Genomic DNA, 25,521 nt, shown 5'->3' with positions numbered 1-25,521 from the left:
ATCAAGCAGCGTGACATGAGACAAGACAAGCGAGCCGCACCCCGGGCACCGATCAACGAAAATATCACCGCCCGGGAAGTTCGCCTTATTGGCGCCGATGGTCAGCAAGTAGGCATCGTCTCCATCCAGGAGGCCCTGCAGGCTGCTGAAGACGCCAAGCTGGATCTGGTGGAAATCACCGCCGACGCCGTACCCCCGGTCTGCCGGATCATGGACTACGGCAAGCACGTCTTCGAGAAGAAGAAGCAAGTCGCGGCGGCGAAGAAGAACCAGAAGCAGGCTCAGGTCAAAGAAATCAAGTTTCGTCCAGGGACGGAAGAAGGGGATTACCAGGTAAAACTACGCAACCTGGTACGCTTCCTAACCGAGGGGGACAAGGCCAAGGTCTCGTTGAGATTCCGCGGCCGGGAGATGGCCCACCAGGAGCTGGGCATGGAGCTGTTGAAGCGGGTCGAAGCTGACCTCGTCGAACACGGCGCCGTTGAGCAGCATCCTAAGATGGAAGGACGCCAACTCATCATGGTCATCGCCCCCAAGAAGAAAAAGTAACTACCAGGGCACTGGCAGGCCTTGCTGTTATGCGTAATCACTCAATGCGGAGTATCCGAACATGCCAAAGATGAAAACCAAAAGCGGCGCTGCGAAGCGCTTCGTGAAAACTGCTGGTGGCATCAAGCACAAGCACGCTTTCAAGAGCCACATTCTGACCAAGATGACCACCAAGCGTAAGCGTCAGCTGCGCGGTACGTCGCTGATGCATGCATCCGACGTCCAAAAGGTCGAGCGCATGCTGCGCCTTCGTTAATCCTGGTCAAGAATTTAAAGGAAGTTACCCATGGCTCGTGTTAAGCGTGGCGTCATCGCTCGTCGCCGTCACAAGAAAATCCTGAAGCTCGCCAAAGGCTACTACGGTGCCCGTTCGCGCGTCTTCCGCGTCGCTAAGCAAGCGGTAATCAAGGCAGGCCAATACGCCTACCGTGACCGCCGTCAGAAGAAGCGTCAGTTCCGCGCTCTGTGGATCGCTCGTATCAACGCTGGTGCTCGTATCAACGGTCTGTCCTACAGCCGTCTGATCGCCGGCCTGAAGAAAGCGGCCATCGAGATCGACCGTAAGGTACTGGCCGATCTGGCCGTGAACGAAAAAGCGGCGTTTGCTGCGATTGTCGAGAAAGCTAAAGCTTCGCTGGCTTAAGCCCCCCGGCAATCTCGCGCCCCTGGCGCGAAGCAACGTTATCAATAGGGGAAGAGCCTCATAGCTCTTCCCCTATTTTGTATCTGGAGTCCCTAGATGGAAAACCTGGATGCGCTGGTCTCCCAAGCACTGGAGGCCGTGCGGCACACCGAAGACACCAATGCCCTGGAACAGCTCCGGGTCAATTACCTGGGCAAGAAGGGTGAACTGACCCAGATCATGAAGACCCTGGGCCACCTCACGGCGGAGGAGCGTCCCCAGGCTGGCGCGCTGATCAACGCCGCCAAGGAACGTGTCCAGGACGCAATCAACAGCCGCAAGGCGACGCTGGAGCAGGCCGCCCTGGCCGCTCGCCTCGCCGCGGAACGCATCGACGTGACCCTGCCCGGGCGTGGTCAGGCCTCCGGTGGCCTGCATCCCGTCACCCGCACCCTGGAGCGTATCGAGCGCCTGTTCGCCAACATCGGCTATGGCGTCGCCACCGGTCCCGAAATCGAAGACGACTACCACAACTTCGAAGCGCTCAACATCCCCGGCCACCACCCGGCACGGGCGATGCACGACACCTTCTACTTCAACGCCAACATGCTGCTGCGCACCCACACCTCGCCGGTGCAGATCCGCACCATGGAGAGCCAGCAGCCGCCGATCCGCATCATCTGCCCGGGTCGCGTGTACCGCTGCGACAGCGATCAGACCCACTCGCCGATGTTCCATCAGGTCGAAGGCCTGGTGATCGACGAGGAAGTCAGCTTCGCCGATCTCAAGAGCACCCTGGTGACTTTCCTGCGCGAATTCTTCGAGGAAGAGCTGGAAGTCCGCTTCCGTCCCTCCTACTTCCCCTTCACCGAGCCATCGGCCGAGGTGGACATCCGCCGTCCGAGCCGCGACGGCGAACCGGCTTCGCGCTGGCTCGAGGTGCTGGGCTGCGGCATGGTCCACCCCAATGTCCTGCGCATGGCCGGTATCGATCCGGAGAAGTACCAGGGCTTCGCCTTCGGCATGGGCGCCGAGCGCCTGGCCATGCTGCGCTACGGGGTCAACGACCTGCGCCTCTTCTTCGACAACGATCTGCGCTTCCTGGCGCAATTCCGCTAGCTGCCAGACGGGAGTCCTATGAAATTCAGTGAACAATGGCTGCGTAGCTGGGTGAACCCTGCGGCTACGCACGAGGATCTGGTTGCCCGGCTGTCCATGGCCGGCCTGGAAGTGGACGGCGTCGAAGCGGCGGCCGGCAGCTTCCAGGGCGTCATCGTCGGCGAGGTCGTCTCCGTCGAGCGCCATCCCGATGCCGACAAGCTCAACGTCTGCCAGGTCAGCAACGGTCAGGAATCCTTCCAGGTGGTCTGCGGCGCACCCAATGTGCGCGCGGGCCTCAAGGCGCCTTTCGCCACCGTCGGCGCCACGCTGCCCGGTGACTTCACCATCAAGAAGGCCAAGCTGCGCGGCGTGGAATCTCACGGCATGCTCTGCTCGGCCAGCGAACTGCAGATTAGCGACGACAACAGCGGCCTGCTGGAGCTGCCGGCCGGCGCGCCGGTGGGCCAGAGTATCCGCAGCTACCTGCAGCTGGATGACGCCATCATCGACGTCGACCTGACGCCCAACCGTGGTGACTGCCTGTCCATCGCCGGTCTGGCGCGGGAAGTGGGTGCCCTGTACAACGCCCAAGTCGAGCCGCTGCAGGTCGAGGCCGTAGCGGCTACGCACGAGGAGACCCGTCCGGTCGAGGTGCTGACGCCCCAGGCCTGCCCGCGCTACCTGGGTCGCGTGGTCAAGAACGTCGACCTGTCCCGTCCGACGCCGGACTGGATGGTCGAGCGCCTGCGTCGCAGCGGCGTGCGCAGCATCGACGCCGCCGTCGACGTCACCAACTATGTGATGCTCGAACTGGGTCAGCCCATGCACGCCTTCGATCTGGACCAGATCAAGGGCGGCATCCGCGTGCGCCTGGCCGATGCCGGCGAGCGCCTGGTGCTGCTGGATGGCCAGGACATCGAACTGCGCAACGACACCCTGGTGATCGCCGACCACGAACGCGGCCTGGCCATCGCTGGCGTCATGGGGGGCGAGCATAGCGGTGTCGCCGCCGGTACCCGTGATCTGTTCCTGGAAAGCGCCTTCTTCGACACCATCGCCGTTGCCGGTAAGGCCCGTTCCTATGGCCTGCACACCGATTCCTCCCACCGCTTCGAGCGGGGCGTGGACTTCGAACTGGCGCGCAAGGCCATGGAGCGGGCGACTCGTCTGCTGCTAGATATCGTCGGCGGCGAACCGGGTCCGGTGATCGAAGCGGTCAGTGCCGAGCACCTGCCGCAGGTCGAGCCGATCCTGCTGCGCGCCGAGCGCATCGAGCGCGTCTTGGGTCTTACCCTTGATGACGAACAGGTCGAGCGTCTGCTCAGCGGTCTGGGTCTCGCCGTAGCCCGCCTGGAAGCCGGTCGCTGGCAGGTAGGCGTGCCCAGCCACCGTTTCGACATCAGCATCGAAGTGGACCTGATCGAAGAACTGGCGCGCCTGTACGGCTACAACCAGCTGCCGATCCGTTTCCCCCAGGCCCGTCTGGCGCCGCAACCCCTGTCTGAAAGCAAGGGCGAGCTGAGCCAATTGCGTCGCCTGCTGGTGGCCCGCGGTTACCAGGAAGCCATCACCTACAGCTTCATCGACGAAAAGACCTTCCGGCTGTTCGCCCCTGCGGCCCAGCCGGTGATGCTGGCCAATCCCATCTCCACCGACATGGCGGCCATGCGCTCGTCGCTGTGGCCGGGTCTGGTCAAGGCCGTGCAGTACAACCTCAACCGTCAGCAGGACCGCGTCCGGCTGTTCGAGTCGGGGCTGAGATTCGTCGGTCAGCTGGAAGGCTTGGTGCAGGAAAGCGTCCTGGCTGGCGCCGTCTGCGGTTCGCGTCTGCCGGAGAGCTGGTCGTCCGGGCGTGAGGCGGTGGACTTCTTCGACGTCAAGGCCGATGTCGAGGCGCTGCTGGCTCAGTCCGGCGCAGGCAGCGACTTCCGCTTCGTGGCGGGCGAGCATCCGGCGTTGCACCCGGGGCAGACCGCACTGATCGAAAGGGCAGGGCAGCCGGTCGGCTACCTGGGCGCCCTGCATCCGGAGGTGGCGCGCGAGCTGGACGTGGATCGTCCGGTGTTCCTCTTCGAACTTGCGCTGGATGCCCTGACCACCGGCAGCCTGCCGCGCTTTGGCGAGCTGTCGCGCTTCCCGGAAGTGCGGCGTGACCTGGCACTGGTGGTGGACGAAGCCGTCGCCGCAGGCGACCTCTTGGCCGACATCCGCGGAAACGCCGGAGAAGGCCTCAAGGAACTGCGTCTGTTCGACGTCTACCAAGGCAAAGGTATTGATCCACATAGAAAAAGCGTCGCCATCGGCTTGACCTTGCAACATCCATCGCGCACATTAACCGATGAAGAAGTCAACGAAACGACGCAGAAAATCCTCGTTTCTCTGGAAAGAAGGTTCAACGCCACGTTAAGGAAATAGCGCATGGGGGCCCTGACGAAAGCTGAGATGGCCGAACGTCTGTTTGAAGAGCTCGGTCTGAACAAACGTGAAGCCAAGGAATTGGTCGAACTGTTCTTCGAAGAAATTCGTCATGCGCTCGAAAGCAACGAGCAGGTCAAGTTGTCTGGTTTCGGCAACTTTGACCTGCGCGATAAGCGCCAGCGCCCCGGACGCAATCCCAAGACAGGGGAGGAGATACCCATTACGGCGCGCCGTGTGGTGACCTTCCGCCCCGGGCAGAAACTCAAAGCCAGGGTCGAGGCCTATGCTGGAACCAAGTCATAACGACGAACTGCCGGTCATACCGGGCAAGCGCTACTTCACCATCGGTGAGGTGAGCGACCTTTGCTTGGTCAAACCGCACGTGCTGCGCTACTGGGAGCAGGAATTTCCCCAGCTGAACCCGGTGAAGCGCCGCGGTAACCGGCGCTACTACCAGCGCCACGACGTGCTCATGATCCGCCAGATCCGTTCGCTGCTGTACAACGAAGGCTTCACCATCGGCGGGGCGCGCCAGCGTCTCACCCAGGGCGACGAGACCCGCGACGAGGGTTCGCAGTACCACCAGCTCATCCGCCAGATGATCAGCGAACTCGAAGAAGTCCTCGTCGTACTGAAAAAGTGAAAAAAAGCTTCCATTAATCAAAGTGTTGCAGTAAGATGCACGCCGTTCCCTAGAGGAACACAGTCGGGGCGTAGCGCAGCCTGGTAGCGCACTTGCATGGGGTGCAAGGGGTCGAGTGTTCGAATCACTCCGTCCCGACCAAATTAACGAGAAGGCTCAAGCACTTAGTGGCTTGGGCCTTTTTCGTTTCTGGAACCAAGCCAAAATAGAATCAAAATCAGCTGGCGATTCGCTGGGTAGGGTTCCTGGTAGCTTTTGACCGTGTTGCTGCAAGGGTATTGCTGGTTACAAGCATACCTACCTTACTGAGTCTTCCACCCCGCCTGCTCATTGGTAATGACGTATAGAGACATCCAGCTCAGTTGAGCTCGGCATTACCTGCGCAGATGTTCTCACTATCGCCTGTGGCAGCTTATTCGATTTTGAGTGCCCTTTTCGGGATACGCGCCTCGACCACAGCCTAAAGCATAATCCAACCTGCTTCCGGGCCAGCCGCTGCTTTGGACTAGCTAATAAAAATAGGAAGGCCCAGCGTTAGTACTGGGCCTCCTAATGTCATTCAGCGTTCTTAGCGGCATCTGCTCCAGCAGAGGTGAGCTTTATCGGTAGCACCAAAGAGCGATCGCCTTGAGCGTCGACGTGGACGTTGCCCTTATGAATCAGTCCATGCTCTTGCAGGTCCTGAAGAACGTCCATAACGGCATCTTCGCCGTGATGGTTATCGAGAATTTCACTACCCAGGCCCGATGGATGCGAGTGATACAGGCGGCGCAAGATTTCAGCTTTGAGTTCTGCATTGATAGCCATGTGGTCTCCTCGTATGTGTGCAAGGGTTATGACTACTAGCTAGATAATCAGTGCCTATGGGAGTGATATTCGGCAACTTTGAGGCATTGTCGTTGTGCAAGTCACCGGACATGACTTCGCTGTAGCCGAGGCCCTATCAGGTCTTGATCTAGGGAGGGAAGCTAGTGGCACGCGAATTTTTCGATGCGTAGGCTAATCGTTCTGTGGTGATGTCTGCCATGTGAATAGACATTGCCCTCTCTGTCAGGAAATGGTCTCTACCCGAACCAGTGCCTGCTGCCTGAAGGGGTTCAGGACGTCGGTCGCCGTAGCATCGGTAATTAGCGTCCAGTCCGTTTTGAGCGGCGTCCAGTGTTGCTGACGATCACGGCCGAGCTTGGTCGAGTCGGCGAGGACGAAGACTTCCGCGGCTTGCTGGATCATCAGCTCCTTGAGATAGGCCTGCTCGGTGCTGGCCTCACAGAGGCCGCGGCCGGCGACGACGCCGTCGGCGCTGAGGAAGACCTTGTCGGCCGACAACCGCTCGAGCATGGTGAAGGCCGCCGGGCCGAAGGTGGACATGCTGCCGGGGCGGAGGTCGCCGCCGAGCAGGGTGACGTGGCCTTCCGGCAGATCGCGCAGCATCGGCACCGCCAGCAGGTTGTTGGTGATGACGTGCAGGCCGCGTCTTTCGTTGAGCAGTTTGGCCAGGGCGGCGGTGGTGGTGCCGCCGTCCAGCACCAGGGTGTCGTGGTCGTTGATATGGGCGAGGGCGGCGCGGGCAAGCAGGGCCTTTTCCGGACCGGACTGGTTGCTGCGTTGCTCCAGCGACGGCTCGGGCTCACGGGTGCCGATATGGGTCGCCCCACCGTAGGTGCGCAGGATCTGGCCCTCTTCCGCGAGGGCAGTCAGGTCGCGGCGGACCGTGGCTTCCGACACCTCCAGATGCCGGCACAGGGTTTCGACATTGGTGTGACCGGCCAGAACCAGTTCGAGGATGGCCTGGCGACGTTTGGCGACCTTCATGGGGAATCCATCGGGAAAGACCGCGCTACTCTAGCGCAGTCGTGCTTCCCCCACATCACAGCGAGGCGCCGCCGCAGACCGTCAGCGTCTGGCCGGTGAGGGCGCCGGCATCCGGGCCGAGCAGGAAGGCGGTCAGGCCCGCGACCTCTTCGGGCTGCACGTAGCGTCCCAGCGGCGGCAGCCGCGGCGGTGTGCCGGCACGACCCGGATCACGCAGCATGGGCGTCTCGGTCGCCCCGGGCGCCACCAGGTTCACGGTGATGCCACGCGCGGCCAACTCCAGCGCCCAGGAGCGCACCAGGCCGACCAGGGCTGCCTTGGTGGCGGCGTACTGGCTGCGTCCGGCCGCGCCCTGCATGGTGCGGCTGCCGATCAACACGATACGGCCGCCTGCGGCGAGGCGCTCGATCAGGCGATCCACCAGGCGGCTGGCCACGGCGACGTGGAGGTGCCACATGGCAGCGCCATCGGCCGGGTCCAGGGCGCCCAGCGGCGCGGTGCGCATGAAGCCGGCGGCGTGGACGAGGGCGTCCAGCGGGCCGATGTTGGCCAGCACGGCATCCAGCGCCTGGGCATCGGCCAGGTCGACGCCGATCCAGGTCAGCGCCGGATGGGGCTGTTCCGGCGGGCGACGGCTGAGGCCCATCACCCGCCAGCCCTCGGCGAGCAGCCGCTGGGTGATGGCGGCGCCGATGCCGGAGCTGACGCCGGTCACCAGGGCATGAGACTGAGTTGTCATCGCCGTCTCCTCTAACGCAGCGCGGCCAGCGGCAGGCGGACGTGCTTGATGCGTTGGCGGAAGTAGGTGAAGGCCAGGTGCACATCCCCATCGGCCGCCTGCACCAGGCTCGGGTAGGAATACTCGCGATTGAGCTTCTCGGTGGAGTTGTTGGTCAGGCAATAGCCATCGCCGGCCTCGACATCCAGGCGCCGCCAGCTTTGACCCTCGTCCGTAGACACGGCCAGGCTCATGGGGCCGCGTGGTACGCCCCAGATGGCGCTGCGCTCGCCGTCCTTTGCTACCGGATCGACACGGCTGTCGCCATCGTCGATCTCGTCGTAGAGCGAGGCGCGGCGTTCGCTGTACTCGGCGGCGCTGGTGGGGTTGTAGGCCACCACCAGTTCGCCGCTGGCGAGGCGCACGAACTGGATGGAGGAGTTGTTGTTGGGCAGGGCCGTCGGGGTGGGGGCGCTCCAGCTGCGACCGCCGTCCTGGGAGCGGCTGGCGTGGATGAAGTCGGCCCAGCGACTGCGGAACAGTGCCAGCAGGCTGCCATCCCCCAGCAGCTGGATATTCATGTGCACGCAGCCGGTGCTCTCCGGTACCGCATGCTCGGTCCAGCTGCGGCCCTGGTCGCTGGAAATCAGCACGGCGCTGGTGTCATGGCTGCCCACCCATTTCTCGCCGGGGCGGGCGATGCAGTGGAAGATCGGCAGCAGCCAGTCGCCGTTTGAGAGCACCACCGGCGGCTGGCGAACGAAGGTCCCTGGGGTGTCGATCAGGGTCTCGATGGCGCCCCAGCTGTGGCCGTCATCGGTGGACAGCCGACGCCTGACGATAGCGGTGTCCTGGTTGCCGGCCACCTGGGCGGTCCACAGCAGCCACAGCGGGCCATTTGGCGCCTGGAACAGGATGGGATTCTGCTCGGAGCGAGTCGGGTCGTCCGACAGTTGCACGGGCTCGCTCCAGGTACCGGTCTCCGGGTCGCGGCGGCTCAGCAGCACCGAGATGTCGGCCTTGCCTTCCTGGGTGCCGGCGAACCAGGTGCACAGCAGGGTGCCGTCAGGCTGAGCCAGCAGGTTGGCGGCGTGGTTCTGCGGATAGGGCGTTGGCAGGAAGCTGTCCTGGCGACCGGCGATGGCGATTTCAGTGGTTGGCATGGGGGACCTCGGCAGGGGCGGCTTTGGCGGCGGACTGGGGGAAGAGCCGTTCGATGACCACGACGATGGCGGGCGTCGCCAGGGCAACGTACATGTTGTCGATGCCATAGGGATTGCCCAGCAGATACCAGACGCTGGTGGTGATGGTCGAGGCCAGCAGGCCCAGGGTCGCGCCGCGGTTGGTGGCGAACAGCGGCAGGTAGATCGCGATCATGGCGATCACCGCGATGGACAGGCGCAGTGCGCGGGTGAAGAACGACAGGTTCAGGATCTCGGGGACGAAGAACACGAAGAACAGCGGCACGAAGCCGATGATCAGGGAGATCACCCGGGTGGCCTTGAATTCACGTTCTGGCGTCGGCTTGCGCAGTGGCACATAGAAGTCCCTTACCACCAGCGAGGCGATGGCCAGGGCCACGGTGCTGACGCTGACAAAGATGGAGGCGACCAGGGAAATGGTCACCACCCCAGCCAGTACCGGGTGCATCGACTGCAGGAAGACCGGCAGGGCGTAGAGACTGCTCATCTCCGGGTGCAGGTACTTGGACGCGACCCCGATGAAGCCCAGCGCCAGGGAGATGGGGATGCACAGCAGCGAGGCATGGAAGGTGGAGCGTTGCGCGGCGCGCGCATCCTTGGTCGAGGAGATCGCCTGGATGATGAACTGGGTGGAGAAGATCGCTCCGACGGTACCGATGATCCAGGCGAAGATCTTGCTGCCGCCAATGGCGCCGTCCCAAGTGAAGTAGTGCTCCGGCATGTTCTGCATGACCGGGGTGAAGCCACCGGTCATGTGCAGGGCCACGCCCGTGACGATGAGCACGCCCACGTACTTGACCGCGGTGTGCAGGATGCTGACGTACGCCACGCTCTTCAGCCCGCCGAACGCGTAGTACAGGGTACTGACGATGGCGGTGATGAAGGCCGCGGTGGGCAGGTTGATCTTGAGTACCGTGGCGATGGCCGCGGCGCCGCTGACGTAGTTGCCCACGTTCACCAGCAGGAGGGCGTAGATCATGATGATCGACACCATCAGCTTGGTGGACAGGCCGTACTTCTGGGCGATGAAACCGGAGATGGTGAATTCGCCGGAGGCGTAGAGCTTGCGCGCCATCAGCAGGCCGAACAGTGGAAAGCCGATGGCCGCGGCGATCACCGACCAGGAGGCGGCGAAACCACTCTCGAAGGCGGCCTGGGCGGTGCCCACCGTGGACTTGGCGCCGATGAATTCCGACATCATCAGGATGCCCACCACGAAGGCCGGCATGCTGCGCGCGGCCACCATGAATTCGCCGCTGGTGCGGCTGCGCAGGCGGATGCTGAGCCAGGTGGTGAAGAGAATGTAGACTACCACCATCCCGATGATGATGGCGGTGCTTTGCACGTCGAACGTCTGCATGGAAATCGCTCCGTGTTGTTGTTGTACGAGCTTTTTCACAGGGCGCCGACAGGCCGCCGGCGCCCTGAACGAGGAACGTCAGTGGCTGGGTTGACCGGCACCCAGCAGGTCCGCCTCCGGGTCGTCGTCGGTGACGATGGGTTCCACCCGGCCGAGCAGGAACAGGTAGTTGAGGATGGCTGCCACGATCAGCGCCGCCGAGAACAGCAGGGCGATGTTGAAGGAGCCGGTGGTGGCGACGATGAAGCCAGTGACGATGGGGCCGACCACGCCGCCCATGTTGGAAACCGAGTTCTGCAGGCCGGCCAGCATCGAGGTCATGCCGCGCGGGGCGATATCCCCGGGCATGGCCCACACCTGAGTGGCCGCCACGGTGGTGCCGGACTTGGCGATGCACAGCAGCACGATGGCGATCCAGGCCGACTCGGCGAAGGCGGCCAGGCCGATGCAGGAGGCCATCAGCAGGCCGACGATGAGGAAGGTCTTGCGGATCGTGGTCAGCGAATAGCGGCCTCTGCGGTAGATGCGGTCCGACAGCCAGCCGGCGAAGACTTCCACCACCATGGCGATCAGCAGCGGCAGCGCCGCCATGAAGCCCATGGAGATGAGGTCCATGCCCTTTTCCTTGACCAGGTAGGTGGGCAGCCAGGTGATGAAGAAGTAGGAGTTGTAGTTGATGAAGAAGAAGCCCAGGCACATGGCCCAGACGTTGCGGTAGCGCAGCAGCTCGTACCAGCGCATGGCTGGTTTCTCGCCATTGCCTTCGCGGCGCCGCTGGCCTTCGCGGATGTAGCGCAGCTCGGCCTGGTTGATGCGCGGGTGGTCTTCCGGATCGTTGCGGTAGAAGGCGAACCAGGCCAGGGCCCAGAGGATGCCGAGGGCGCCGCTGATGACGAAGGTCAGCTTCCAGCCGAACAGTGCGATCAGGCCGACGATCAGCGGCATGGCCACCGCGCCGCCGAACTTGGAACCGCTGTCGAAGATGCCCGAGACGGTGGCGCGCTCCTTGTCGGGAAACCAGCGCGAAGTGATGCCGGCGTTGCTCGGGTAGGCCGCCGCCTCGCCGATGCCCAGGCCGATGCGCAAGGCGAACAGCGACTTGAAGCCCGTGGCAAGGCCGGTCAGGGCAGTCGCCAGCGACCACCAGAGCACCGCGCCGCCTAGGGTGGCCTTCTGACCGAAGCGGTCGGCCAGCCAGCCCCCGGGCAACTGCAGCAGGGCGTACGACCAGAAGAAGGCCGACATGATCAGCCCCATCTCGGTCGCGTTGAGGGCGAATTCCTTGCTGATGAAGGGGGCGGCAGCGGAGAGCACCACCCGGTCGATGTAGTTGATGGCGATCGCTGTCCACATCAGTCCGGCGATGATCCAGCGAATCCTGGTGGCCTTGTTGTTGTTATCCATGATCAGGTTCCGAAAGGGGTAGGGGGTCAGGGGGCGACGACGACGGACTCCAGGGTGGTGCTGCCGGTAAGGGCGGCGACCACGTTGCGGGCGCAGGTGAGGCTGAGGATGTCCAGCGCGCCCGGGGTGTAGCCGGCGATGTGCGGTGACACCACCACGGTGGGCAGCCCGTACAGCGGGTGCTGGTTGGCCGGCTCGTCCTCGAACACATCCAGGGCCGCGCCGCCCAGGTGGCCGCTGTGCAACGCCTGGTAGAGCGCCTCTTCATCGACGATGCCGCCGCGCGCGGCGTTGATCAGGTGGGCGCCCGGCTTCATCAGGCCCAGTCGCCGTGCATCCAGCAGGTGGCGCGTGGCGTCGGACAGGCCGATGTGCAGGGTGACGAAATCGGCTTCGGCGAGGAGTTCGTCGAGGGCGCGGAATTCGATGCGTTCGCGGTCGGCGAAGGCCTGATCGGGATAGGGGTCATGGGCGATGACGCGCATGGCGAAGCCACTGGCGCGCCGCGCGACTTCCTTGCCGATGCCGCCCAGGCCGACGATGCCCAGGGTCTTGCCGTGGACATCCGCACCGAACAGCCGTGGCCAGTCGCCGGCGCGGGTTTCGCGGTCGGCGCGGGCCACCTGGCGGGCCGACGCCAGCAGCAGAGCGAAGGTGTAGTCGGCCACCGCGTGGCGGTTGGAGTTGGGCACGTTGCAGACGGTCACGCCATGGGCGCGGGCCGCGTCCAGGTCGATGTTGTCGACGCCGACGCCGTGCTTGCACACCAGGCGCAGCTGCGGCAGGGCCGCGAAGGTGGCGGTGTCGAAGACGTTGAAGGCGGTGATGGCCGCCTGGCACTCGGCGGCCGCGGCGATGAAACCCTCGGCATCGATGTCGGCGGGCAGGGTCACCAGGTCGATGCCGTGGCGGGCCAGCAGCTCGAGCGGTTCCCGGGAGTACTTGGCGAAGGACGGCGAGGTGCAGACGACTTTCATGGTCAGGCTCCTCAGGCGGCCTGGCTGGCGCGGTACCGGCTGGCGAGTTCGGTGGCCTGGCGCAGCGCCTCGATGAGGCTGCGCTCGTCGGCGATGCCCTTGCCGGCGATGTCGAAGGCGGTGCCGTGGTCCACCGAGGTGCGGATCACCGGCAGGCCGACGGTGACATTGACGCCCGCTTCCAGGCCCATGACCTTGACCGGCCCGTGGCCCTGGTCGTGATACATGGCCACCACGCAGTCGAAATCGCCGCGCCCGGCGCGGAAGAACAGGGTGTCCGCAGGCAGTGGGCCTTCCACACGCCAACCACGGGCGCGCAGCTCGTCGATGGCCGGCTGGATCTTGGTTTCTTCTTCCCCGTAGCCAAACAGGCCGTTCTCGCCGGCGTGGGGATTGATGCCGCAGACCGCGATCAACGGGTCCTGGATGCCGGCCCGTTGCAAGGTGGCGTGGGCGCGCTCGATGGTGCGCTTGACCAGGCCCGGCTCGATGCGCGCGATGGCATCGATGATGCCGATATGGGTGGTGACGTGGATGACCTTGAGGATGGGCGTCATCAACATCATCGACACCTCCTCGGTGCCGGTGAGGTGCGCCAGCAGCTCGGTATGGCCCGGAAAGATATGACCGCCTGCGTGCAGGGCTTCCTTGTTCAGCGGGGCGGTGCAGATGGCATCGAGTTCACCGGCCGAGGTGAGCTGCACGGTGCGTTCGATGTAGCGATAGGCGGCGTCGCCGGCCAGCGCGGACAGCTTGCCGTAGGGCAGGTCGGCGGGAATCAGCCCGAGGTCGATGCAATCCACCACGCCGGGTTGGAAGCGCGCCTGATCGGGGCGCTCGATGGCGTTGATCTGCAGGCGACCGCCGACGATGCGATTGGCATCCTCCAGGCGACCCGCGTCGCCAATGACCAGCGGCCGGCAACTGTCGTAGACCGAGGCGTGGGCCAGGGACTTCATGATGATTTCGGGACCGACGCCGGTGGCGTCACCCATGGTGATGCCGATGACGGGACGTTCAGACATGGTGGGCTTCCTTCTGCAGGGAGGCCGTGGCGGCCTGTGCGGGTAGGCTGGCGCGCAGGTGGCGCCAGGCGTCGAGGAGGGTGTCGGGTTGGCCGAAGCCGCCGGCCTTGGTCACTACCCGCAGGGCACGACCACGCCAACGGGTGCTGGCCAGGGCCACGCCCGGCGCGAGGGCGCCGTGCAGGTCCAGCGCCGTGATGCCGGCCTGGGCGAGCAGGGCGCGAGCGGTTTCGCCGCCGGTGGCCATGAGGGCGGCGGCCTCCTGCAGGGCGGGCTGCAGCAATTCGGCCAGGGCCTGGCTCAGGGCCACGGCCTGGCGCGGGTCGCGGGCTTGCTGGTCAAGGCTCACCAGGACGTCTTCGCCGCGGGCGAGTTGCCGAGCGAGGGCCGTGGCCAGCGCGGTACGCTCGGCGGCGTGCTGCGACTCCAGCAGCCAGGCAGGGGCCAGCCGCTGCCAGTGTTGGGCGCTCCCCGCCACCAGACGCTCTGCCTGGGCCTGAGAGTGCCGCGACATGCTGCCCACCACCGTGAGGATCGGGCCGTCGCCCTGGGGGCGCAGTGCGACGTGGCCGGTCAGGCCCAGGGCAGTGGGCAGCGCCTCGGCGAGACCCGCGGAGCCGACCCAGAACAGCTGCTGCGCAATCGGAGCGGAAGCCCGGGCCAGCGCCTCCAGGTCCGTTTGGCGCTCGGCATCGCAGACCAGCGCGGGCAGACCACTGTCCAGCGCGCGGCGCAGGGCGGCGGCCAGGGCCACCGGCTGACGCAGGGTGGCGAGGTCGAGCCGCGCACAGCTGATACCGTGATCGGTCAGTTGAGCGACCAGATCGGCGCTGCCGGTCAGGCCCTCGTTGCGCCAGACATCGGTCTGGTCCACCGGTACGCCGTCCAGGTACTGGAGGCCACCCTGGGTCGTGCGGCCCAGTGCCGGGTAGGCGGGTGCGACCAGGGCCAGGCCACGCGGGACGAGGGCCGCCACCTCGGCGGCGACATTGCCACGCAGGGTGGAGTCGATCTTCTTGTATAGGGCCGCGCCCGCCAACGCCGGGTGCCCGAGCAGTGCGGCGTGGCGTGCGGCCGCCGCAGGCGCGTCCAGTCGACGGCTGTCCAGATCCAGCGCCGTCACCGGTGCCTGGGCATCCAGGGCCTCGGCGTCCAGCAGTACCCGGGTCGCCTGGGCCTTGGCAAAGCCCAGGGCGCAGTCGGCGGCGCCGCTGAGGTCGTCGGCCAGGATCAGCAGGCGAGTCACGGCAGCAGGCGCCGGTAGAGTGCCTGGATGTCGTCCAGGCTCAGCGGCTTGGGATTGTTGACCATCAGCCGGGTGACCTTGGACGCCGCCACGGCCATCTCTGGCAGGTGCTCCTCGCGCACGCCAAAGGCGGCCAGGTCCTGCGGAATCTCCAGGGTGGCGGTCCAGGCGGCGATCTGCTCGATCAGCTGGTGCGCGGCGGCTTCGTCGCTGTCTTCCGCGCGGGCCAGGCCGCAGACCATGGCGGCGCGCTTCAGGCGCGGCGCGCAACTGTCCAGGTTGAAGGCCATGACATGGGGCAGCAGCATGGCGTTGGCCACGCCATGGGTGACGTGGAACTTGCCACCGAGGGGATAGGCCAGCGCATGGACCGCGGCCGTACCGGCGGCGGTCAGGGCCACGCCGCCGTAGGTGGAGCCGAGCAGCATGTCGCTGCGGGCGCGCACCGAGTCCGGCTGCTGGTAGGCCTCGACGATACTGCCGGCGATCAGGCGCATGGACTCCAGGGCAAAGGTATCGCTGACCGGGTTGGCCTTGTTGGAGATGAAGGATTCCAGCGAATGGGTGAAGGCATCCATGCCAGTGGCGGCAGTGATGGCCTTGGGCAGGCTCAGCGTCAGCAGCGGATCGAGCAGCACCAGGGCGGGCAGCAGGTGGCGGCTGACCACGCCCACTTTCAACTCTTCGTCGGGCAGGGTGACGATGGCATTGGGCGTCACTTCCGAGCCGGTGCCGGCGGTGGTCGGGACCAGCACTGTAGGCAGCCCGGCGAATGCCACCTGGTCGATGCCGAGCATGGATTTGAGCGACTGCTCGTTGGTGAGCATGACCGCGAACAGCTTGGCGGCATCCAGCACCGAGCCGCCGCCGATGGCGAGCAGGGCATCCGGTTGGTGCGGCGAGACCTGTTCGCGAAAGACCTGCTCGATGTTCTCAAGGGTCGGCTCGATCTCGACGTTGTCGATCACGGCCACGTCGATGTCGCGGGCGGCCAGTTGCGCCTTGACGCGCTCGGTCACGCCCAGGCCATGCATGGCGTTCTGGGTGACCAGCACCACGCGGCGCAGCGGGACATCGAGGAGGGCGAGCTTGTCGCCGAGCTGATCCAGGGCGCCGGCGCCGTGGACCAGGTGTTTAACGGTCTGGAAATGATAGAGGGACATGGGCGCTCCGGGTCAGTCGCGATAGATGGCCAGCAGGCCTTCGAGCTTGTGCACCGTGGCTTCGTCCAGCGGCGCGACCGGGGCCCGGCAGGGGCCGACCGGGACGTTGAGCAGGTCGGCGGCCTTCTTCAGTACCGACGGCATGGTGCCCAGGGCAAAGGCATCGCGCAGCGGGCGCAGCTTTTCCTGGGCGGCGCGGGCGGTGGCGTGGTCGCCGGCCTGGAAGGCGTTCCAGATGGCCATGACGACCTGGGGTACCGCGTTGGCCGTGGCGGCCACCGCGCCATCGCCGCCTGCCAGCAGGTTCCAGTAGATGAGGGAGTCGGTACCGGCGAAGACGGCGAAGTCATCGCTGCGGTACTTCATCATCTGCACCAGGGCGTCGAAGTTGCCCGCGCTGTCCTTGATCCCCTTGATCTGCGGATGCTGGCTCAGGGTGGCCACGGCGCCGATGCCGATCGACATGCCGGTCTTGGCCGGAATGTTGTAGAGCATGAGCGGCAGTGGGGAGGCGTCGCCAATGGCTTCGTAATGGGTGATCAGCTCTTTCTGGCTGACGGCATTGAAGTAGGGCGTGATCACCGACAGGGCATCGACGCCGCGATCCGCCATCTTTTTGTTCAGTTCAATCACTTCGTGCGTGGCGAAGGCACCGGTACCGGCTATGACCGGAACCCGGCCGCCCGCGGCGTCCACCGTGAGCTCGGCGATACGCAGCTTTTCGGCTTCGGAGAGGGCGAAGAACTCGCCGTTGGTGCCCAGTACGAACAGGCCGTGGACGCCGGCGCCAATCAGGTTTTCGATCAAACCGCGCAAAGCGTTTTCATCGACACGTTGTTGGGCGTCAAAGGGGGTAACGAGGGCGGGAACGATGCCGCGGAATTTCATGGTCATGCCTACCTTGTGATTGTTCTGATCACAATAAAGCATGTTTTGATCTAATCGATCAATAGCGGCCCGATGGTTTTGCGTGGTCGATGAGCCTGTGCACTTCCGGAAAGCAACGGCCCTTCGTGAGACCACTGTCGACTCGGGTCGCTGGCAATAGAGAGGGATCAAGGCAACGGGAACCTCGGCGCGTTACCCACGCGCCGCGAGGCAGGAATGTCAACGCTGCGGGCGAGGGGTGACACTATCGGGTCGGGACAGCCATCCCGCTGATCCTCCTGACAAAATTGTCATTCTGCAGTACCCGTTCCTGACCGAACGATCAGGATAGGTTGGCGGGGTCATCTCCTGGACCTCGAATCATGTCGCGCTTTCTTTCCTCTCTCACCCTCACGCTGCTGGGCGCTGCCGCCCTCGGTCAGGCGCAGGCGGCGCTGCCGCAGCACCCCGATCTCGACCTTGCGGCCGCGCAGCGACTGGCGCAGGCCGCGCCCTGCAGCGCCGCGCTCGCGGTGCTCGACCGCAGCGGTCAACTGATCCTCCTGCAACGCGATACCCGCGTCGGACCGCACAACGCCGAGGCGGCGCGGCGCAAGGCCTTTACCGCCCTGTCCACCCGCACCCCGTCGCAGGCGCTGGCCGAGCGCGCCCGGCAGAACCCGGATGCGGCCAATCTCGTCACCCTGCCCGAATTGCTGCTGCTCGGCGGTGGCATCCCCCTCTACGAAGGCGACCAACTGGTCGGCGCCCTGGGCATCGCCGGCGCCGGCGGTGGCGGGGCGGACGAGCGCTGTGCGCTGGCGGCCGCTGAACACCTCAACCTCACCTCTCATCCTTGAAGGAGTTCTTTATGAAGACGTTCGTACTGTTGTCTGGCCTGGCCCTGTCCGGCTTCGCGGTCGCCGCGCCCAATCCCCTGAGTGTCCATGTGCTCAACCTGGAGGACGGCAAGCCGTCGGCGGGGGTGCACGTGACCCTGGAACGTCAGGTAGGGCAGGGCTGGCAGCCGCTGGCGGAAGAGGTCACCAACGAGCAGGGCCGGGTGCCGGCGCTGTTTCCCAAGGAAAAGACCTTCGAGAAGGGTGAATATCGGGTGGTCTTCAAGACCGGCGACTACTATCGCCAGCAGGGTCGCAGCGCCTTCTTCCCGGAAATCCCCGTGGTGTTCGACGTCACCCAGCCGGAGCAGCACTACCATATCCCCTTGTTGCTCAGCCCCTACGGCTTCAGCACCTACCGTGGTTCCTAGGGCGCCGGCGCGGCGTAAGTCCTCGCGCCTGTCCACCGCGCTCGTACAGGCACAGTGCGGCTGGCGGCAACCTCCAACCCTGTGACCCTGCCATGCCTGGTGAGGGCCATTCGCGAGCGGTCGAGGCCCTGTGCGAATGGCGCCTCTCCGCGCGGTATTCCTGATCGTCGGAGCGGTGTCTCCATTAAGGGGCAATCGGTCGTTCGCGAGCTCCCACGAGTGGCGCGATGTCGGTGGGGGCAGGGCGGATCTCCGGATCGTTCCAGGCCCTGGGCCGCCTCGGCTTCTGCTGGCTCACAGACAAGTCTCTTAATTGCTATGGGCACCACATTCGGTACAGGCACCTTAAGTGAGTCCTAAGCGGCAAAACGTAGCGTTGGTGGTGTCATCCACCAGAGTGCCCGGTTACTTTTTTATCGGTACCGTTGAATATGTATGACTAATAACCTTCGTCATTGCCGTACAGGGAGCTGGTGGTATGCCACTCGAGCAGCTTTCAAACTGCCTGTCCAAGGTCCTTGATGCCGCGCGTCCAGGTGGCTCGCCGCTGTGAGCCAGGACTTCGCGCCCTTGCGCAACAGTCAACGTGGCCCGGTGCTCCTACTGGCTTCCGGACCTTCGGCTGCCGAACTCAACCTGGACGCCTGGCAGGATGTGCCGATCATCACCATGAACGGTGCCATCGCCAAGCTGAGCGGGAGCGGCATCCGTCCGCTCTTCTACGTCTGCAGCGACCTGAGCTTTGCCGAGCAGCAACCTGAGCTCTATGCGCGCGGGATCGAGCAGGCGCAACGGCTGGCATTGTGGCCTGCGGCAATCGAACGGCTCCCGGAAAGCCGGCAGGCCAAGGCTCACGCGTTGCGACGAGCGCCCAGTACCCGGTTGGAACACTACCTCGGGCTGGAGCGTGACCAGGCAGAACGCACGCTCACCTTGCTCAGTCGCCGAGCGCGCGACATCGGCTTCAGCCGAGACATGGACTACGGCATCTTCGATGTCCGGACCGTTGCCTTCATCGCCCTGCAACTGGCCTATCATCTGGGCTTTAGCAAGATCTATCTGGCCGGTGTCGACCTCAATGCCCGGGCTCCACGCTTCTACGAAGGCAGTACAGGCGCGAGATCGCCCTGTGGTCTGGACGAGCACCTGTACAGCCGTATCCTGCCCGGGCTCAAGGTCATGCAGGACGTCATGACCGCCGAGGGCCGTCAGGTCTTCAACCTGTCGCGCTGCAGCTGCATTCCTGCGCAACTCATCCCACGCGCCGATCTGGCCTCCGTCGAGGCGACCTGGCTGGGTCAGCGGACCCGTCAAGCCGGCTGAGAGTGCGCGTTCAGTATTCCTGTGGCGTACCGAGAAGTCTGGACGTAAGGACGGAAAGACCTTCCTCGCGCGCTCGATCAGCGCCAACCCTAGGTAAGCCCCCAGACCACTACATAGCGCGTGGTCTTGGCCAGGGTCACCACCAGTAAAAAGCGCCACAGGGGTTCGCGCATCACGCCGGCGACCAGGGTCAGCGGATCACCGATCACGGGCGTCCAGCTGAGCAGCAGCGACCACCAGCCATAGCGCTGATAGGCCGCTTGAATGCGGACAAGCCGTTTCGGCGATACCGGAAACCAGCGGCGTTGGCGAAAGCGTTCGAGATGGGTGCCGAGCCACCAGTTCAGCATCGAGCCGGCGACATTGCCCAGCGTCGCGGCCAGCAGCAGGAGCGCCGTGGCATAGCGCTCGGTAAGCAGCAGCCCGGCGAGGGCCGCTTCCGACTGTAGGGGTAGCAGGGTGGCCGCGCCAAAGGCGAGGGCGGCCAGGCCCAGGTAGACGCTCAGGGCTTCCAGGATGAAGCTCCGGCAGGGAACGTCATGAAGAGTCTGTCTCGGGGCGAGAGGAAGCTGCCGAGCATAGCGCGAGTGACGGGGCTACGCCTTCTCGCGACCCTGAGTCCCGGTGCTCACTCCAGCCGGGCGAGCCAGTCCGCGACCGAGTCGCCACTGCTCATATCCGGCTGCACCAGGCCATCGATCATGAAGGTCGGCGAGACATGGATACCGTTCTGCCGGGCGTACTTGCAGTGCCACTTGATGGCGTGCTGCAGGTCCGGATTGGCGAAGGCGTCGGCCAGGGCCAGGCCGCTGTAGCCTTCCAGGCGCGCGATGATGTCGTTGGGCGTGGCGTCGCGATTGGGCCCGGTGGCGTGATCCTTGAACTCGAATTCCTCGCGATGGGCCGCCACCGCGGCCAGCACCGCCTTGGCGCTTTCCTTGCCGCCGTCGAGGGTGGCGGCGGCCAGGACGCACCGCACCACCACGCCGGAGAACAGGTGCCAGGGCTGGGATTGCAGGCGGATCTTCAGGGTGATCCGCTCAGGGCCGGCCTGGGTCAGCAGGTCGTCGAGCTTGTTGAAGGCCCTGACCGAAAAGGGGCAGGTGGGCTCGAGAAAGACTTCGAAGGTGCGGGGGCCATGGCCCCAGATGAGGGTGTCGGCGTACATCGTGTAACTCCAACGGAAGTGAGCGAAGCGATCAGGTGAGACCGCACGCCGTCCCTGGCGTTTACCAAGATTCAGGGCGGCGTGGGACGCCTCAGGGAATCAGCCGTCGCCTACGCATGTCCTCCAGATGCGCGAGCAAGACCTCGTCGGACCTTAGGATCATCCGCCCGAAGCCGGCCTGCCGCGCCTTGGTCACGTCAAAGATGGCGTCTTTCTCGACATGGAAGATGAAGTCGCCGAAAGCGCCGGGTGCGATCCGTTCGGGATCGGCCTCGGCCAGTCCTTCGCGCTCTGCCAGCGCCTGCCAGACCGGTTTCAGTGCGGTCAGGCGCTGGGCCAGGGAGATGGGTTGCGGCTCGCCCACCTCCAGCCCGAACCAGTCGGCCAGCTGCGGCCAGACGTGACTCCAGCGGAAGACGTCGCCATTGGTGAGGTTGTAGGCGCCATCGCGTTCTTCTTCCGCTGCCCAGACCGCGGCCTCGCCCAATAGCGGCGCGGCGGTGACGTTGACCAGGGCACCGCGATAGGCCTGCTCCGTTCCGGGAAACTGCATGGCCGTGCCGGTCTCGCGACAGAGCGCGCCATAGAGGCCGATGAGGTTGCCCAGATTCATGGCTGATCCCAGGGAATGGCCGATGACGATGTCGGGCCTCAGCGCCGTCCAGCGAATGCCATCACCTTCGAGACTGCGGACGAAGTCTTCGTGGCGGAAGTAGAGATTGGGCGGGAAGTGACGACTGTCGTCCTCGCGGGCTGGCGTCTTGTAGACCCCCAGGTGAGCGCCGTAGATCTTGCCGCCCTGGACGAAGGTGATGCGGGCCAGGGGTGCTCCGGCGCTACGCACCGCGCCCACCAGGTTCTCCAGCATGGCGGCGTTTTCGTCCGCCTCCACGCCTGGATCGGGGTTCGGCTTGAGGGCGCTGTAGAAGAGATGGGTCACGCCGGCCAGATCGGCCTTGGCCGCTGCCAGGCTGTCCTGGTCCAGCAGGTCGGCGGTCAGATGAGGAAAGCGGCTTGGGCCCTGTCTCGAGCGGCCAACGGTGGTAATGGACCAGCCGGCCTTGGCAAAGGCCTCCAGCACGGCCTGGCCGATGATGCCGCTGGCACCGGCGATGAGCAGCTGTCGTTCGGTCATGGGGTCTCCGATAGGGTGTGGTGAGGCGATGAAGGGGAGACCCTTGTGCCGGGCGATTTGTCCCCGCGTCGGGCTGGACGGTAGGCGGACGAACGCTGGTGTCCTGCTCGTACAGGCAGGGGTACTGTGGCAGCACTGCCTGCTGCCGCGGAGGACCTCGCCTTGGCCAACCCGTCCCGTACGCCTGCCGCCTTTCACGCCTTGCTCAGCGAACTCGTGGTCGCCCTTGGTATGCCTGCCGCCCAGGCGACAAACCTGCAGGTCCTGGGCGATGACAGCCTGGCCTCCTGCTTCCCGGTCAGCGATCTCGCCACGGCGGTGATCGGGGTTGCCGGCCTGGCCACCGCCGATCTGCTGGCCGAAGGGGCGCCCGGATTGCCGGTACAGGTGGACCGACATCTCGCCGCGGCCTGGTTCAAGACATCCCTGCGTCCCCTGGGCTGGGAGTTGCCCGCCGTCTGGGATCCCATCACGGGTGATTACCGCACCCGTGACGGCTGGCTACGGTTGCATGCCAATGCGCCCCACCACCGCGAGCGTGCCCTTGCCGTCCTGGGCTGTGCCAACCGCCATGACGCCGTGGTACAGGCCATGGCCGGCTGGTCGGGCGAAGCCTTGGAGACGGCCATCGTCGACGCCGGAGGTTGCGCGGCGAGGCTGCGCAGCCAGGTGGAGTGGCAGGCACATCCCCAGGGGCAGGCCGTCCGCGCCGAACCCCTGATCGCCCAGGAATGGACCGCCATTGCCACCGCGCGCGACTGGCGACCTGATCCACAACGTCCCTTGCAGGACATCCGCGTCCTCGACCTGACCCGCATCCTCGCCGGGCCCATCGCCACCCGCCTGCTGGCCGGCCTGGGTGCCGAGGTGCTGCGGATTGATCCGCCTGCGTGGGACGAACCGGCCCAGGCGCCCGAGGTCACCCTGGGCAAGCGCTGCGCGCGGCTCGATCTCAGGCGGCCCGCCGACCGCGGGAGGTTCGCGGCGCTGCTGGCCGAGGCGGACATCCTGGTTCACGGTTATCGCGCTGATGCGCTGGAGCAGCTGGGTTATGGAGACGTACAGCGACGCGCGCTCAATCCCAGCCTGATCGATGTGTCCCTCTGTGCCTACGGCTGGAGTGGTCCCTGGGCACTACGACGGGGCTACGACAGCCTGGTGCAGATGTCCTGCGGCATCGCAGCGGCTGGCAGTGTCTGGCAAGGGGTGGAGACGCCGGTACCCTTGCCGGTGCAGGCGCTCGACCATGCCACTGGCTATCTCCTGGCAGCCGCTGCCCTGCGCGGGCTGGCACGGCGTCAACGGGAAGGGCAGGCATTGACGGCGCGGCTGTCCCTGGCCCGTACCGCCTTGCTGCTGACCGAGCGGCCAGGCGCGAGCGACGGATCAGCGTATCGAGGACCAGCGGAGGAGGACTACGGTGACGCTCAGGAACCCACCGCCTGGGGGCCTGCGTTGCGCTTGCGGGCGCCGCTCCGAATGGGTGAGGTCGAGCTGCAGTGGCGTCGCCCCGCGACGCGACTCGGCTCCGCCACGGTGGACTGGGGGCGCTAGCGGCAGCAGACCCCTTCTGCCACCGCTCGTTGGGTCAGTCCAGGTCGCTGGCCGAATGCCGCTCGGCCAGTTGCTCGCCCGGCTCACCCCAGGTGCGATTGACCCTACGGCCACGCTGCACCGCCGGCCGCGCGGCGATGGCCTGGGCCCAGCGCTGCACGTGCTGGTAGTCCTGCACGGAAAGGAATTCCGCGGCGTTGTACAACTGACCCAGCACCAGGTTGCCGTACCAGCTCCAGATGGCGATGTCGGCGATGCTGTAGTCCTCGCCGGCCACATAGCGGCGCTCGGCCAGCAGACGGTCGAGGACATCGAGCTGGCGCTTGGCTTCCATGGCGTAGCGGTTGATGGGGTATTCGAGCTTTTCCGGCGCATAGGCATAGAAATGCCCGAAGCCGCCGCCCAGGAAGGGCGCCGAGCCCATCTGCCAGAACAGCCAGTTCAGCGTCTCGGTGCGACCGGCGTGATCCTTCGGGATGAAGGCTCCAAAGCTGTCGGCGAGATAGAGCAGGATGGCGCCGGACTCGAAGACACGCAGCGGTTCGGCGCCGCGACGATCCACCAGGGCTGGGATCTTGGAGTTCGGGTTGATCTCGACGAAACCGCTGGAAAACTGATCACCTTCCCCGATACGGATCAGCCAGGCGTCGTATTCGGCGTCGGTGTGCCCGAGCGCCAGCAGTTCCTCCAGCAGGATGGTCACCTTCATACCATTGGGCGTACCCAGGGAGTAGAGCTGGAAGGGGTGCTCGCCGACTGGCAGCTCCTGGTCATGGGTCGCGCCGGCGATGGGGCGGTTGATGCTGGCGAAGTTGCCGCCGGAGGTAGTGGGGGTCCAGACGCGTGGGGGCGTGTAGGGTTCGCTCATGGTGGCTCTGTCCTCGGTCGACACGGATGGGTAGTTCGATCATAACCGAACTATACATTGGGTCTGTTCAGTGGCTCTCAAGCTGGCGACAAACCGGATCCTGCGGCGCAGGCGTGATCGGTAGATCAGCGCTCCGTCCAGACGCCGCGCAGCCCGGGATCAGGCATTCTGTTCAGTCAGGCGCTGCACCGTCAGGCTACGGTATTGCCGCGGGGTCATGCCTTTGAGCTGGTGGAAGCGTCGATTGAAGTTGGAGATGTTGTTGAAGCCGGCCTCGAAGCAGATATCGGTAACCGGCATGCTGCTGTGGGAGAGCATCTCGCAGGCCTTGCTGATGCGCAGGCTGTTGACGAATTCGACGAAGGTGCGACCGGTAGCCTGACGGAAGAAGCGGGAAAAATAGGTGGGCGTCATGCCCAGGTGCTCGGCCACTTCTTCTTGGGTGAAGTCACGCTGGTAGTGATCGAAGATGAAATTCAGCGCCCGGTTGGTGCGATCCACCGCCTGTTCGCTGGCCGTGGCCGGTTCGACGCTGCCGGACAGCAGCTGATAGCGCTCCGACGTGGCCAGCGCCTCCATCAACACCAGAAAATGGCCGAGGCGGGTGGCACCGCCGCTCTCGGAGATCTGCTGCAGCAACACCTCGGCGCGGGCGATCAATTGCGGATCCTGGAATTCGATGCCATAGCGGGCACGTTCCAGCAGCGGTGCCAGGCCGCTAAGTTCGGGAAACACCGCCGTGGCGTTATCCACCGTCTCGTTGGTGAAGTTGACCAGCATGTCGCGCTTGGCCACCACCTCGCCCTCGGCGACGCGGCTGATCCAGTTGTGTGGCAGATGCGGACCGGTCAGGAACAGGCTGCCCGGATAGAAGTTGCCGATATAGTCGCCAATGAAGGCGGTCCCCGAACTGGCCACGATCAGGTGCAGCTCGTATTCCTTGTGGAAATGCCAGCGCACCAGCGGGCAGGGAAAGCCATGCTCCCGGTAGATGACCGAGTGACCGCTCAGGTCCTCCATCAACTCGTAGGAAGGGTTGTTCTTGCGCAAGGCCTGACTCATGGACCGCCCCGTCATTGTTCTTGGTCCTGATCCT

The 25,521-nt window shown here is 65.0% G+C and carries 27 protein-coding genes and 1 tRNA gene; 12 read left to right on the top strand and 16 right to left on the bottom strand.

Translation table 11 applies throughout. The features are described from left to right. Positions 1–15 precede the first annotated feature (15 nt). From infC to NRG74_RS09870, 8 genes are all read left to right on the top strand, one after another. Positions 16–549, top strand: coding sequence for a translation initiation factor IF-3 (infC, locus tag NRG74_RS09905; protein WP_017638835.1), 534 nt, complete (start codon positions 16–18; stop codon positions 547–549). 61 nt (positions 550–610) lie between these two features. Beyond that, positions 611–805 carry a 50S ribosomal protein L35 gene (gene rpmI / locus NRG74_RS09900; protein ID WP_007159200.1) on the top strand — a complete coding sequence of 65 codons (195 nt, stop codon included), beginning with the start codon at positions 611–613 and terminating at the stop codon, positions 803–805. Between the two features lie 30 nt (positions 806–835). Next, entirely contained in the window at positions 836–1,192 is a 357-nt protein-coding gene (gene rplT / locus NRG74_RS09895) for a 50S ribosomal protein L20 (protein WP_007159199.1), read from the top strand. Between the two features lie 96 nt (positions 1,193–1,288). Continuing rightward, positions 1,289–2,290 carry a phenylalanine--tRNA ligase subunit alpha gene (pheS, locus tag NRG74_RS09890; protein WP_017638834.1) on the top strand — a complete coding sequence of 334 codons (1,002 nt, stop codon included), beginning with the start codon at positions 1,289–1,291 and terminating at the stop codon, positions 2,288–2,290. 18 nt (positions 2,291–2,308) lie between these two features. Further along, positions 2,309–4,687: a phenylalanine--tRNA ligase subunit beta gene (gene pheT, locus NRG74_RS09885; RefSeq protein ID WP_257706404.1), complete on the top strand. Its 2,379-nt coding sequence runs from the start codon at positions 2,309–2,311 to the stop codon at positions 4,685–4,687. 3 nt (positions 4,688–4,690) lie between these two features. Next, complete coding sequence (ihfA, locus tag NRG74_RS09880) at positions 4,691–4,993, top strand: integration host factor subunit alpha (protein ID WP_007159196.1); 303 nt, start codon at positions 4,691–4,693, stop codon at positions 4,991–4,993. Beyond that, positions 4,974–5,333, top strand: coding sequence for a MerR family transcriptional regulator (locus NRG74_RS09875; protein WP_007159195.1), 360 nt, complete (start codon positions 4,974–4,976; stop codon positions 5,331–5,333). Before ihfA ends, NRG74_RS09875 begins: the two co-directional genes overlap by 20 nt. 64 nt (positions 5,334–5,397) lie before the next feature. After that, positions 5,398–5,474 (top strand) — tRNA-Pro (locus NRG74_RS09870). A 414-nt stretch (positions 5,475–5,888) separates the two neighbouring features. Here the strand turns inward: NRG74_RS09870 and NRG74_RS09865 are convergent. The 11 genes from NRG74_RS09865 to dapA form a co-directional block, all read right to left on the bottom strand. Then, positions 5,889–6,140, bottom strand: a complete 252-nt coding sequence (locus tag NRG74_RS09865; RefSeq protein WP_082731546.1) for a hypothetical protein — start codon at positions 6,138–6,140, stop codon at positions 5,889–5,891. Between the two features lie 243 nt (positions 6,141–6,383). After that, positions 6,384–7,145 carry a DeoR/GlpR family DNA-binding transcription regulator gene (locus tag NRG74_RS09860; protein WP_068385427.1) on the bottom strand — a complete coding sequence of 254 codons (762 nt, stop codon included), beginning with the start codon at positions 7,143–7,145 and terminating at the stop codon, positions 6,384–6,386. 55 nt (positions 7,146–7,200) lie between these two features. Beyond that, positions 7,201–7,884: an SDR family NAD(P)-dependent oxidoreductase gene (locus tag NRG74_RS09855; RefSeq protein ID WP_257706403.1), complete on the bottom strand. Its 684-nt coding sequence runs from the start codon at positions 7,882–7,884 to the stop codon at positions 7,201–7,203. 11 nt (positions 7,885–7,895) lie between these two features. Then, complete coding sequence (locus NRG74_RS09850; RefSeq protein ID WP_257706402.1) at positions 7,896–9,026, bottom strand: sialidase family protein; 1,131 nt, start codon at positions 9,024–9,026, stop codon at positions 7,896–7,898. Continuing rightward, complete coding sequence (locus NRG74_RS09845; protein ID WP_257706401.1) at positions 9,013–10,425, bottom strand: sodium:solute symporter family protein; 1,413 nt, start codon at positions 10,423–10,425, stop codon at positions 9,013–9,015. Before NRG74_RS09845 ends, NRG74_RS09850 begins: the two co-directional genes overlap by 14 nt. 78 nt (positions 10,426–10,503) lie before the next feature. Beyond that, positions 10,504–11,829, bottom strand: coding sequence for an MFS transporter (locus tag NRG74_RS09840; protein WP_257706400.1), 1,326 nt, complete (start codon positions 11,827–11,829; stop codon positions 10,504–10,506). Positions 11,830–11,855: 26 nt separating this feature from the next. Continuing rightward, positions 11,856–12,806 carry a phosphoglycerate dehydrogenase gene (locus NRG74_RS09835; protein ID WP_257706399.1) on the bottom strand — a complete coding sequence of 317 codons (951 nt, stop codon included), beginning with the start codon at positions 12,804–12,806 and terminating at the stop codon, positions 11,856–11,858. A gap of 11 nt (positions 12,807–12,817) precedes the next feature. After that, the gene (gene pdxA / locus NRG74_RS09830; RefSeq protein ID WP_257706398.1) at positions 12,818–13,831 is read right to left on the bottom strand and encodes a 4-hydroxythreonine-4-phosphate dehydrogenase PdxA; all 1,014 of its coding nucleotides are present in this window, start codon (positions 13,829–13,831) and stop codon (positions 12,818–12,820) included. Beyond that, positions 13,824–15,077: a four-carbon acid sugar kinase family protein gene (locus tag NRG74_RS09825; protein WP_257706397.1), complete on the bottom strand. Its 1,254-nt coding sequence runs from the start codon at positions 15,075–15,077 to the stop codon at positions 13,824–13,826. The genes pdxA and NRG74_RS09825 overlap by 8 nt, the downstream gene beginning before the upstream one ends. After that, the gene (locus tag NRG74_RS09820) at positions 15,074–16,240 is read right to left on the bottom strand and encodes an iron-containing alcohol dehydrogenase (protein ID WP_257706396.1); all 1,167 of its coding nucleotides are present in this window, start codon (positions 16,238–16,240) and stop codon (positions 15,074–15,076) included. Before NRG74_RS09820 ends, NRG74_RS09825 begins: the two co-directional genes overlap by 4 nt. 12 nt (positions 16,241–16,252) lie before the next feature. Then, entirely contained in the window at positions 16,253–17,128 is an 876-nt protein-coding gene (gene dapA, locus NRG74_RS09815; protein WP_307774102.1) for a 4-hydroxy-tetrahydrodipicolinate synthase, read from the bottom strand. Positions 17,129–17,490: 362 nt separating this feature from the next. Here dapA and NRG74_RS09810 point away from each other — a divergent pair, with 362 nt between their 5' ends. The 3 genes from NRG74_RS09810 to NRG74_RS09800 all read left to right on the top strand — a co-directional run bounded on the left by NRG74_RS09810 (position 17,491) and on the right by NRG74_RS09800 (position 19,700). Then, positions 17,491–17,967, top strand: a complete 477-nt coding sequence (locus NRG74_RS09810) for a GlcG/HbpS family heme-binding protein (protein ID WP_257706394.1) — start codon at positions 17,491–17,493, stop codon at positions 17,965–17,967. Positions 17,968–17,978: 11 nt separating this feature from the next. Continuing rightward, positions 17,979–18,377, top strand: a complete 399-nt coding sequence (uraH, locus tag NRG74_RS09805) for a hydroxyisourate hydrolase (RefSeq protein ID WP_027602718.1) — start codon at positions 17,979–17,981, stop codon at positions 18,375–18,377. Positions 18,378–18,926: 549 nt separating this feature from the next. Next, positions 18,927–19,700 carry a lipopolysaccharide biosynthesis protein gene (locus tag NRG74_RS09800; RefSeq protein WP_160922942.1) on the top strand — a complete coding sequence of 258 codons (774 nt, stop codon included), beginning with the start codon at positions 18,927–18,929 and terminating at the stop codon, positions 19,698–19,700. Positions 19,701–19,789: 89 nt separating this feature from the next. Here the strand turns inward: NRG74_RS09800 and NRG74_RS09795 are convergent, their stop codons facing one another. The 3 genes from NRG74_RS09795 to NRG74_RS09785 form a co-directional block, all read right to left on the bottom strand. Continuing rightward, a complete protein-coding gene (locus tag NRG74_RS09795) occupies positions 19,790–20,215 on the bottom strand; it encodes a YqaA family protein (protein WP_257706580.1) in 426 nt (141 codons plus the stop codon). Between the two features lie 113 nt (positions 20,216–20,328). Next, a complete protein-coding gene (locus NRG74_RS09790) occupies positions 20,329–20,868 on the bottom strand; it encodes a DsbA family protein (protein ID WP_257706393.1) in 540 nt (179 codons plus the stop codon). Positions 20,869–20,959: 91 nt separating this feature from the next. Beyond that, complete coding sequence (locus NRG74_RS09785; RefSeq protein ID WP_173146759.1) at positions 20,960–22,003, bottom strand: SDR family oxidoreductase; 1,044 nt, start codon at positions 22,001–22,003, stop codon at positions 20,960–20,962. 162 nt (positions 22,004–22,165) lie between these two features. Here NRG74_RS09785 and NRG74_RS09780 point away from each other — a divergent pair, with 162 nt between their 5' ends. Beyond that, entirely contained in the window at positions 22,166–23,557 is a 1,392-nt protein-coding gene (locus NRG74_RS09780; RefSeq protein ID WP_257706392.1) for a CoA transferase, read from the top strand. Between the two features lie 34 nt (positions 23,558–23,591). Here the strand turns inward: NRG74_RS09780 and yghU are convergent, their stop codons facing one another. Both yghU and NRG74_RS09770 read right to left on the bottom strand, forming a co-directional pair. After that, positions 23,592–24,425: a glutathione-dependent disulfide-bond oxidoreductase gene (gene yghU / locus NRG74_RS09775; protein WP_017638821.1), complete on the bottom strand. Its 834-nt coding sequence runs from the start codon at positions 24,423–24,425 to the stop codon at positions 23,592–23,594. 159 nt (positions 24,426–24,584) lie between these two features. Then, on the bottom strand, positions 24,585–25,487 hold the full coding sequence (locus NRG74_RS09770) for an AraC family transcriptional regulator (protein ID WP_017638820.1): 903 nt from the start codon (positions 25,485–25,487) through the stop codon (positions 24,585–24,587). Positions 25,488–25,521 lie beyond the last annotated feature (34 nt).

It is taken from the genome of Pseudomonas oryzihabitans (genome assembly GCF_024652905.1).
Lineage (GTDB): Bacteria > Pseudomonadota > Gammaproteobacteria > Pseudomonadales > Pseudomonadaceae > Chryseomonas > Chryseomonas benzopyrenica.
Note: the sequence above shows the minus strand (reverse complement) of the source record. Positions and strands in the feature narration are given on the sequence as shown.

What these genes read in the sequence shown, in the direction of transcription:
- infC (WP_017638835.1), top strand. Translation starts at nt 16, where the DNA reads ATGAGACAAGACAAGCGAGCCGCACCCCGGGCACCGATCAACGAAAAT.
- rpmI (WP_007159200.1), top strand. Translation starts at nt 611, where the DNA reads ATGCCAAAGATGAAAACCAAAAGCGGCGCTGCGAAGCGCTTCGTGAAA.
- rplT (WP_007159199.1), top strand. Translation starts at nt 836, where the DNA reads ATGGCTCGTGTTAAGCGTGGCGTCATCGCTCGTCGCCGTCACAAGAAA.
- pheS (WP_017638834.1), top strand. Translation starts at nt 1,289, where the DNA reads ATGGAAAACCTGGATGCGCTGGTCTCCCAAGCACTGGAGGCCGTGCGG.
- pheT (WP_257706404.1), top strand. Translation starts at nt 2,309, where the DNA reads ATGAAATTCAGTGAACAATGGCTGCGTAGCTGGGTGAACCCTGCGGCT.
- ihfA (WP_007159196.1), top strand. Translation starts at nt 4,691, where the DNA reads ATGGGGGCCCTGACGAAAGCTGAGATGGCCGAACGTCTGTTTGAAGAG.
- NRG74_RS09875 (WP_007159195.1), top strand. Translation starts at nt 4,974, where the DNA reads ATGCTGGAACCAAGTCATAACGACGAACTGCCGGTCATACCGGGCAAG.
- NRG74_RS09865 (WP_082731546.1), bottom strand. Translation starts at nt 6,140, where the DNA reads ATGGCTATCAATGCAGAACTCAAAGCTGAAATCTTGCGCCGCCTGTAT.
- NRG74_RS09860 (WP_068385427.1), bottom strand. Translation starts at nt 7,145, where the DNA reads ATGAAGGTCGCCAAACGTCGCCAGGCCATCCTCGAACTGGTTCTGGCC.
- NRG74_RS09855 (WP_257706403.1), bottom strand. Translation starts at nt 7,884, where the DNA reads ATGACAACTCAGTCTCATGCCCTGGTGACCGGCGTCAGCTCCGGCATC.
- NRG74_RS09850 (WP_257706402.1), bottom strand. Translation starts at nt 9,026, where the DNA reads ATGCCAACCACTGAAATCGCCATCGCCGGTCGCCAGGACAGCTTCCTG.
- NRG74_RS09845 (WP_257706401.1), bottom strand. Translation starts at nt 10,425, where the DNA reads ATGCAGACGTTCGACGTGCAAAGCACCGCCATCATCATCGGGATGGTG.
- NRG74_RS09840 (WP_257706400.1), bottom strand. Translation starts at nt 11,829, where the DNA reads ATGGATAACAACAACAAGGCCACCAGGATTCGCTGGATCATCGCCGGA.
- NRG74_RS09835 (WP_257706399.1), bottom strand. Translation starts at nt 12,806, where the DNA reads ATGAAAGTCGTCTGCACCTCGCCGTCCTTCGCCAAGTACTCCCGGGAA.
- pdxA (WP_257706398.1), bottom strand. Translation starts at nt 13,831, where the DNA reads ATGTCTGAACGTCCCGTCATCGGCATCACCATGGGTGACGCCACCGGC.
- NRG74_RS09820 (WP_257706396.1), bottom strand. Translation starts at nt 16,240, where the DNA reads ATGTCCCTCTATCATTTCCAGACCGTTAAACACCTGGTCCACGGCGCC.
- dapA (WP_307774102.1), bottom strand. Translation starts at nt 17,128, where the DNA reads ATGAAATTCCGCGGCATCGTTCCCGCCCTCGTTACCCCCTTTGACGCC.
- NRG74_RS09810 (WP_257706394.1), top strand. Translation starts at nt 17,491, where the DNA reads ATGTCGCGCTTTCTTTCCTCTCTCACCCTCACGCTGCTGGGCGCTGCC.
- uraH (WP_027602718.1), top strand. Translation starts at nt 17,979, where the DNA reads ATGAAGACGTTCGTACTGTTGTCTGGCCTGGCCCTGTCCGGCTTCGCG.
- NRG74_RS09790 (WP_257706393.1), bottom strand. Translation starts at nt 20,868, where the DNA reads ATGTACGCCGACACCCTCATCTGGGGCCATGGCCCCCGCACCTTCGAA.
- NRG74_RS09785 (WP_173146759.1), bottom strand. Translation starts at nt 22,003, where the DNA reads ATGACCGAACGACAGCTGCTCATCGCCGGTGCCAGCGGCATCATCGGC.
- yghU (WP_017638821.1), bottom strand. Translation starts at nt 24,425, where the DNA reads ATGAGCGAACCCTACACGCCCCCACGCGTCTGGACCCCCACTACCTCC.
- NRG74_RS09770 (WP_017638820.1), bottom strand. Translation starts at nt 25,487, where the DNA reads ATGAGTCAGGCCTTGCGCAAGAACAACCCTTCCTACGAGTTGATGGAG.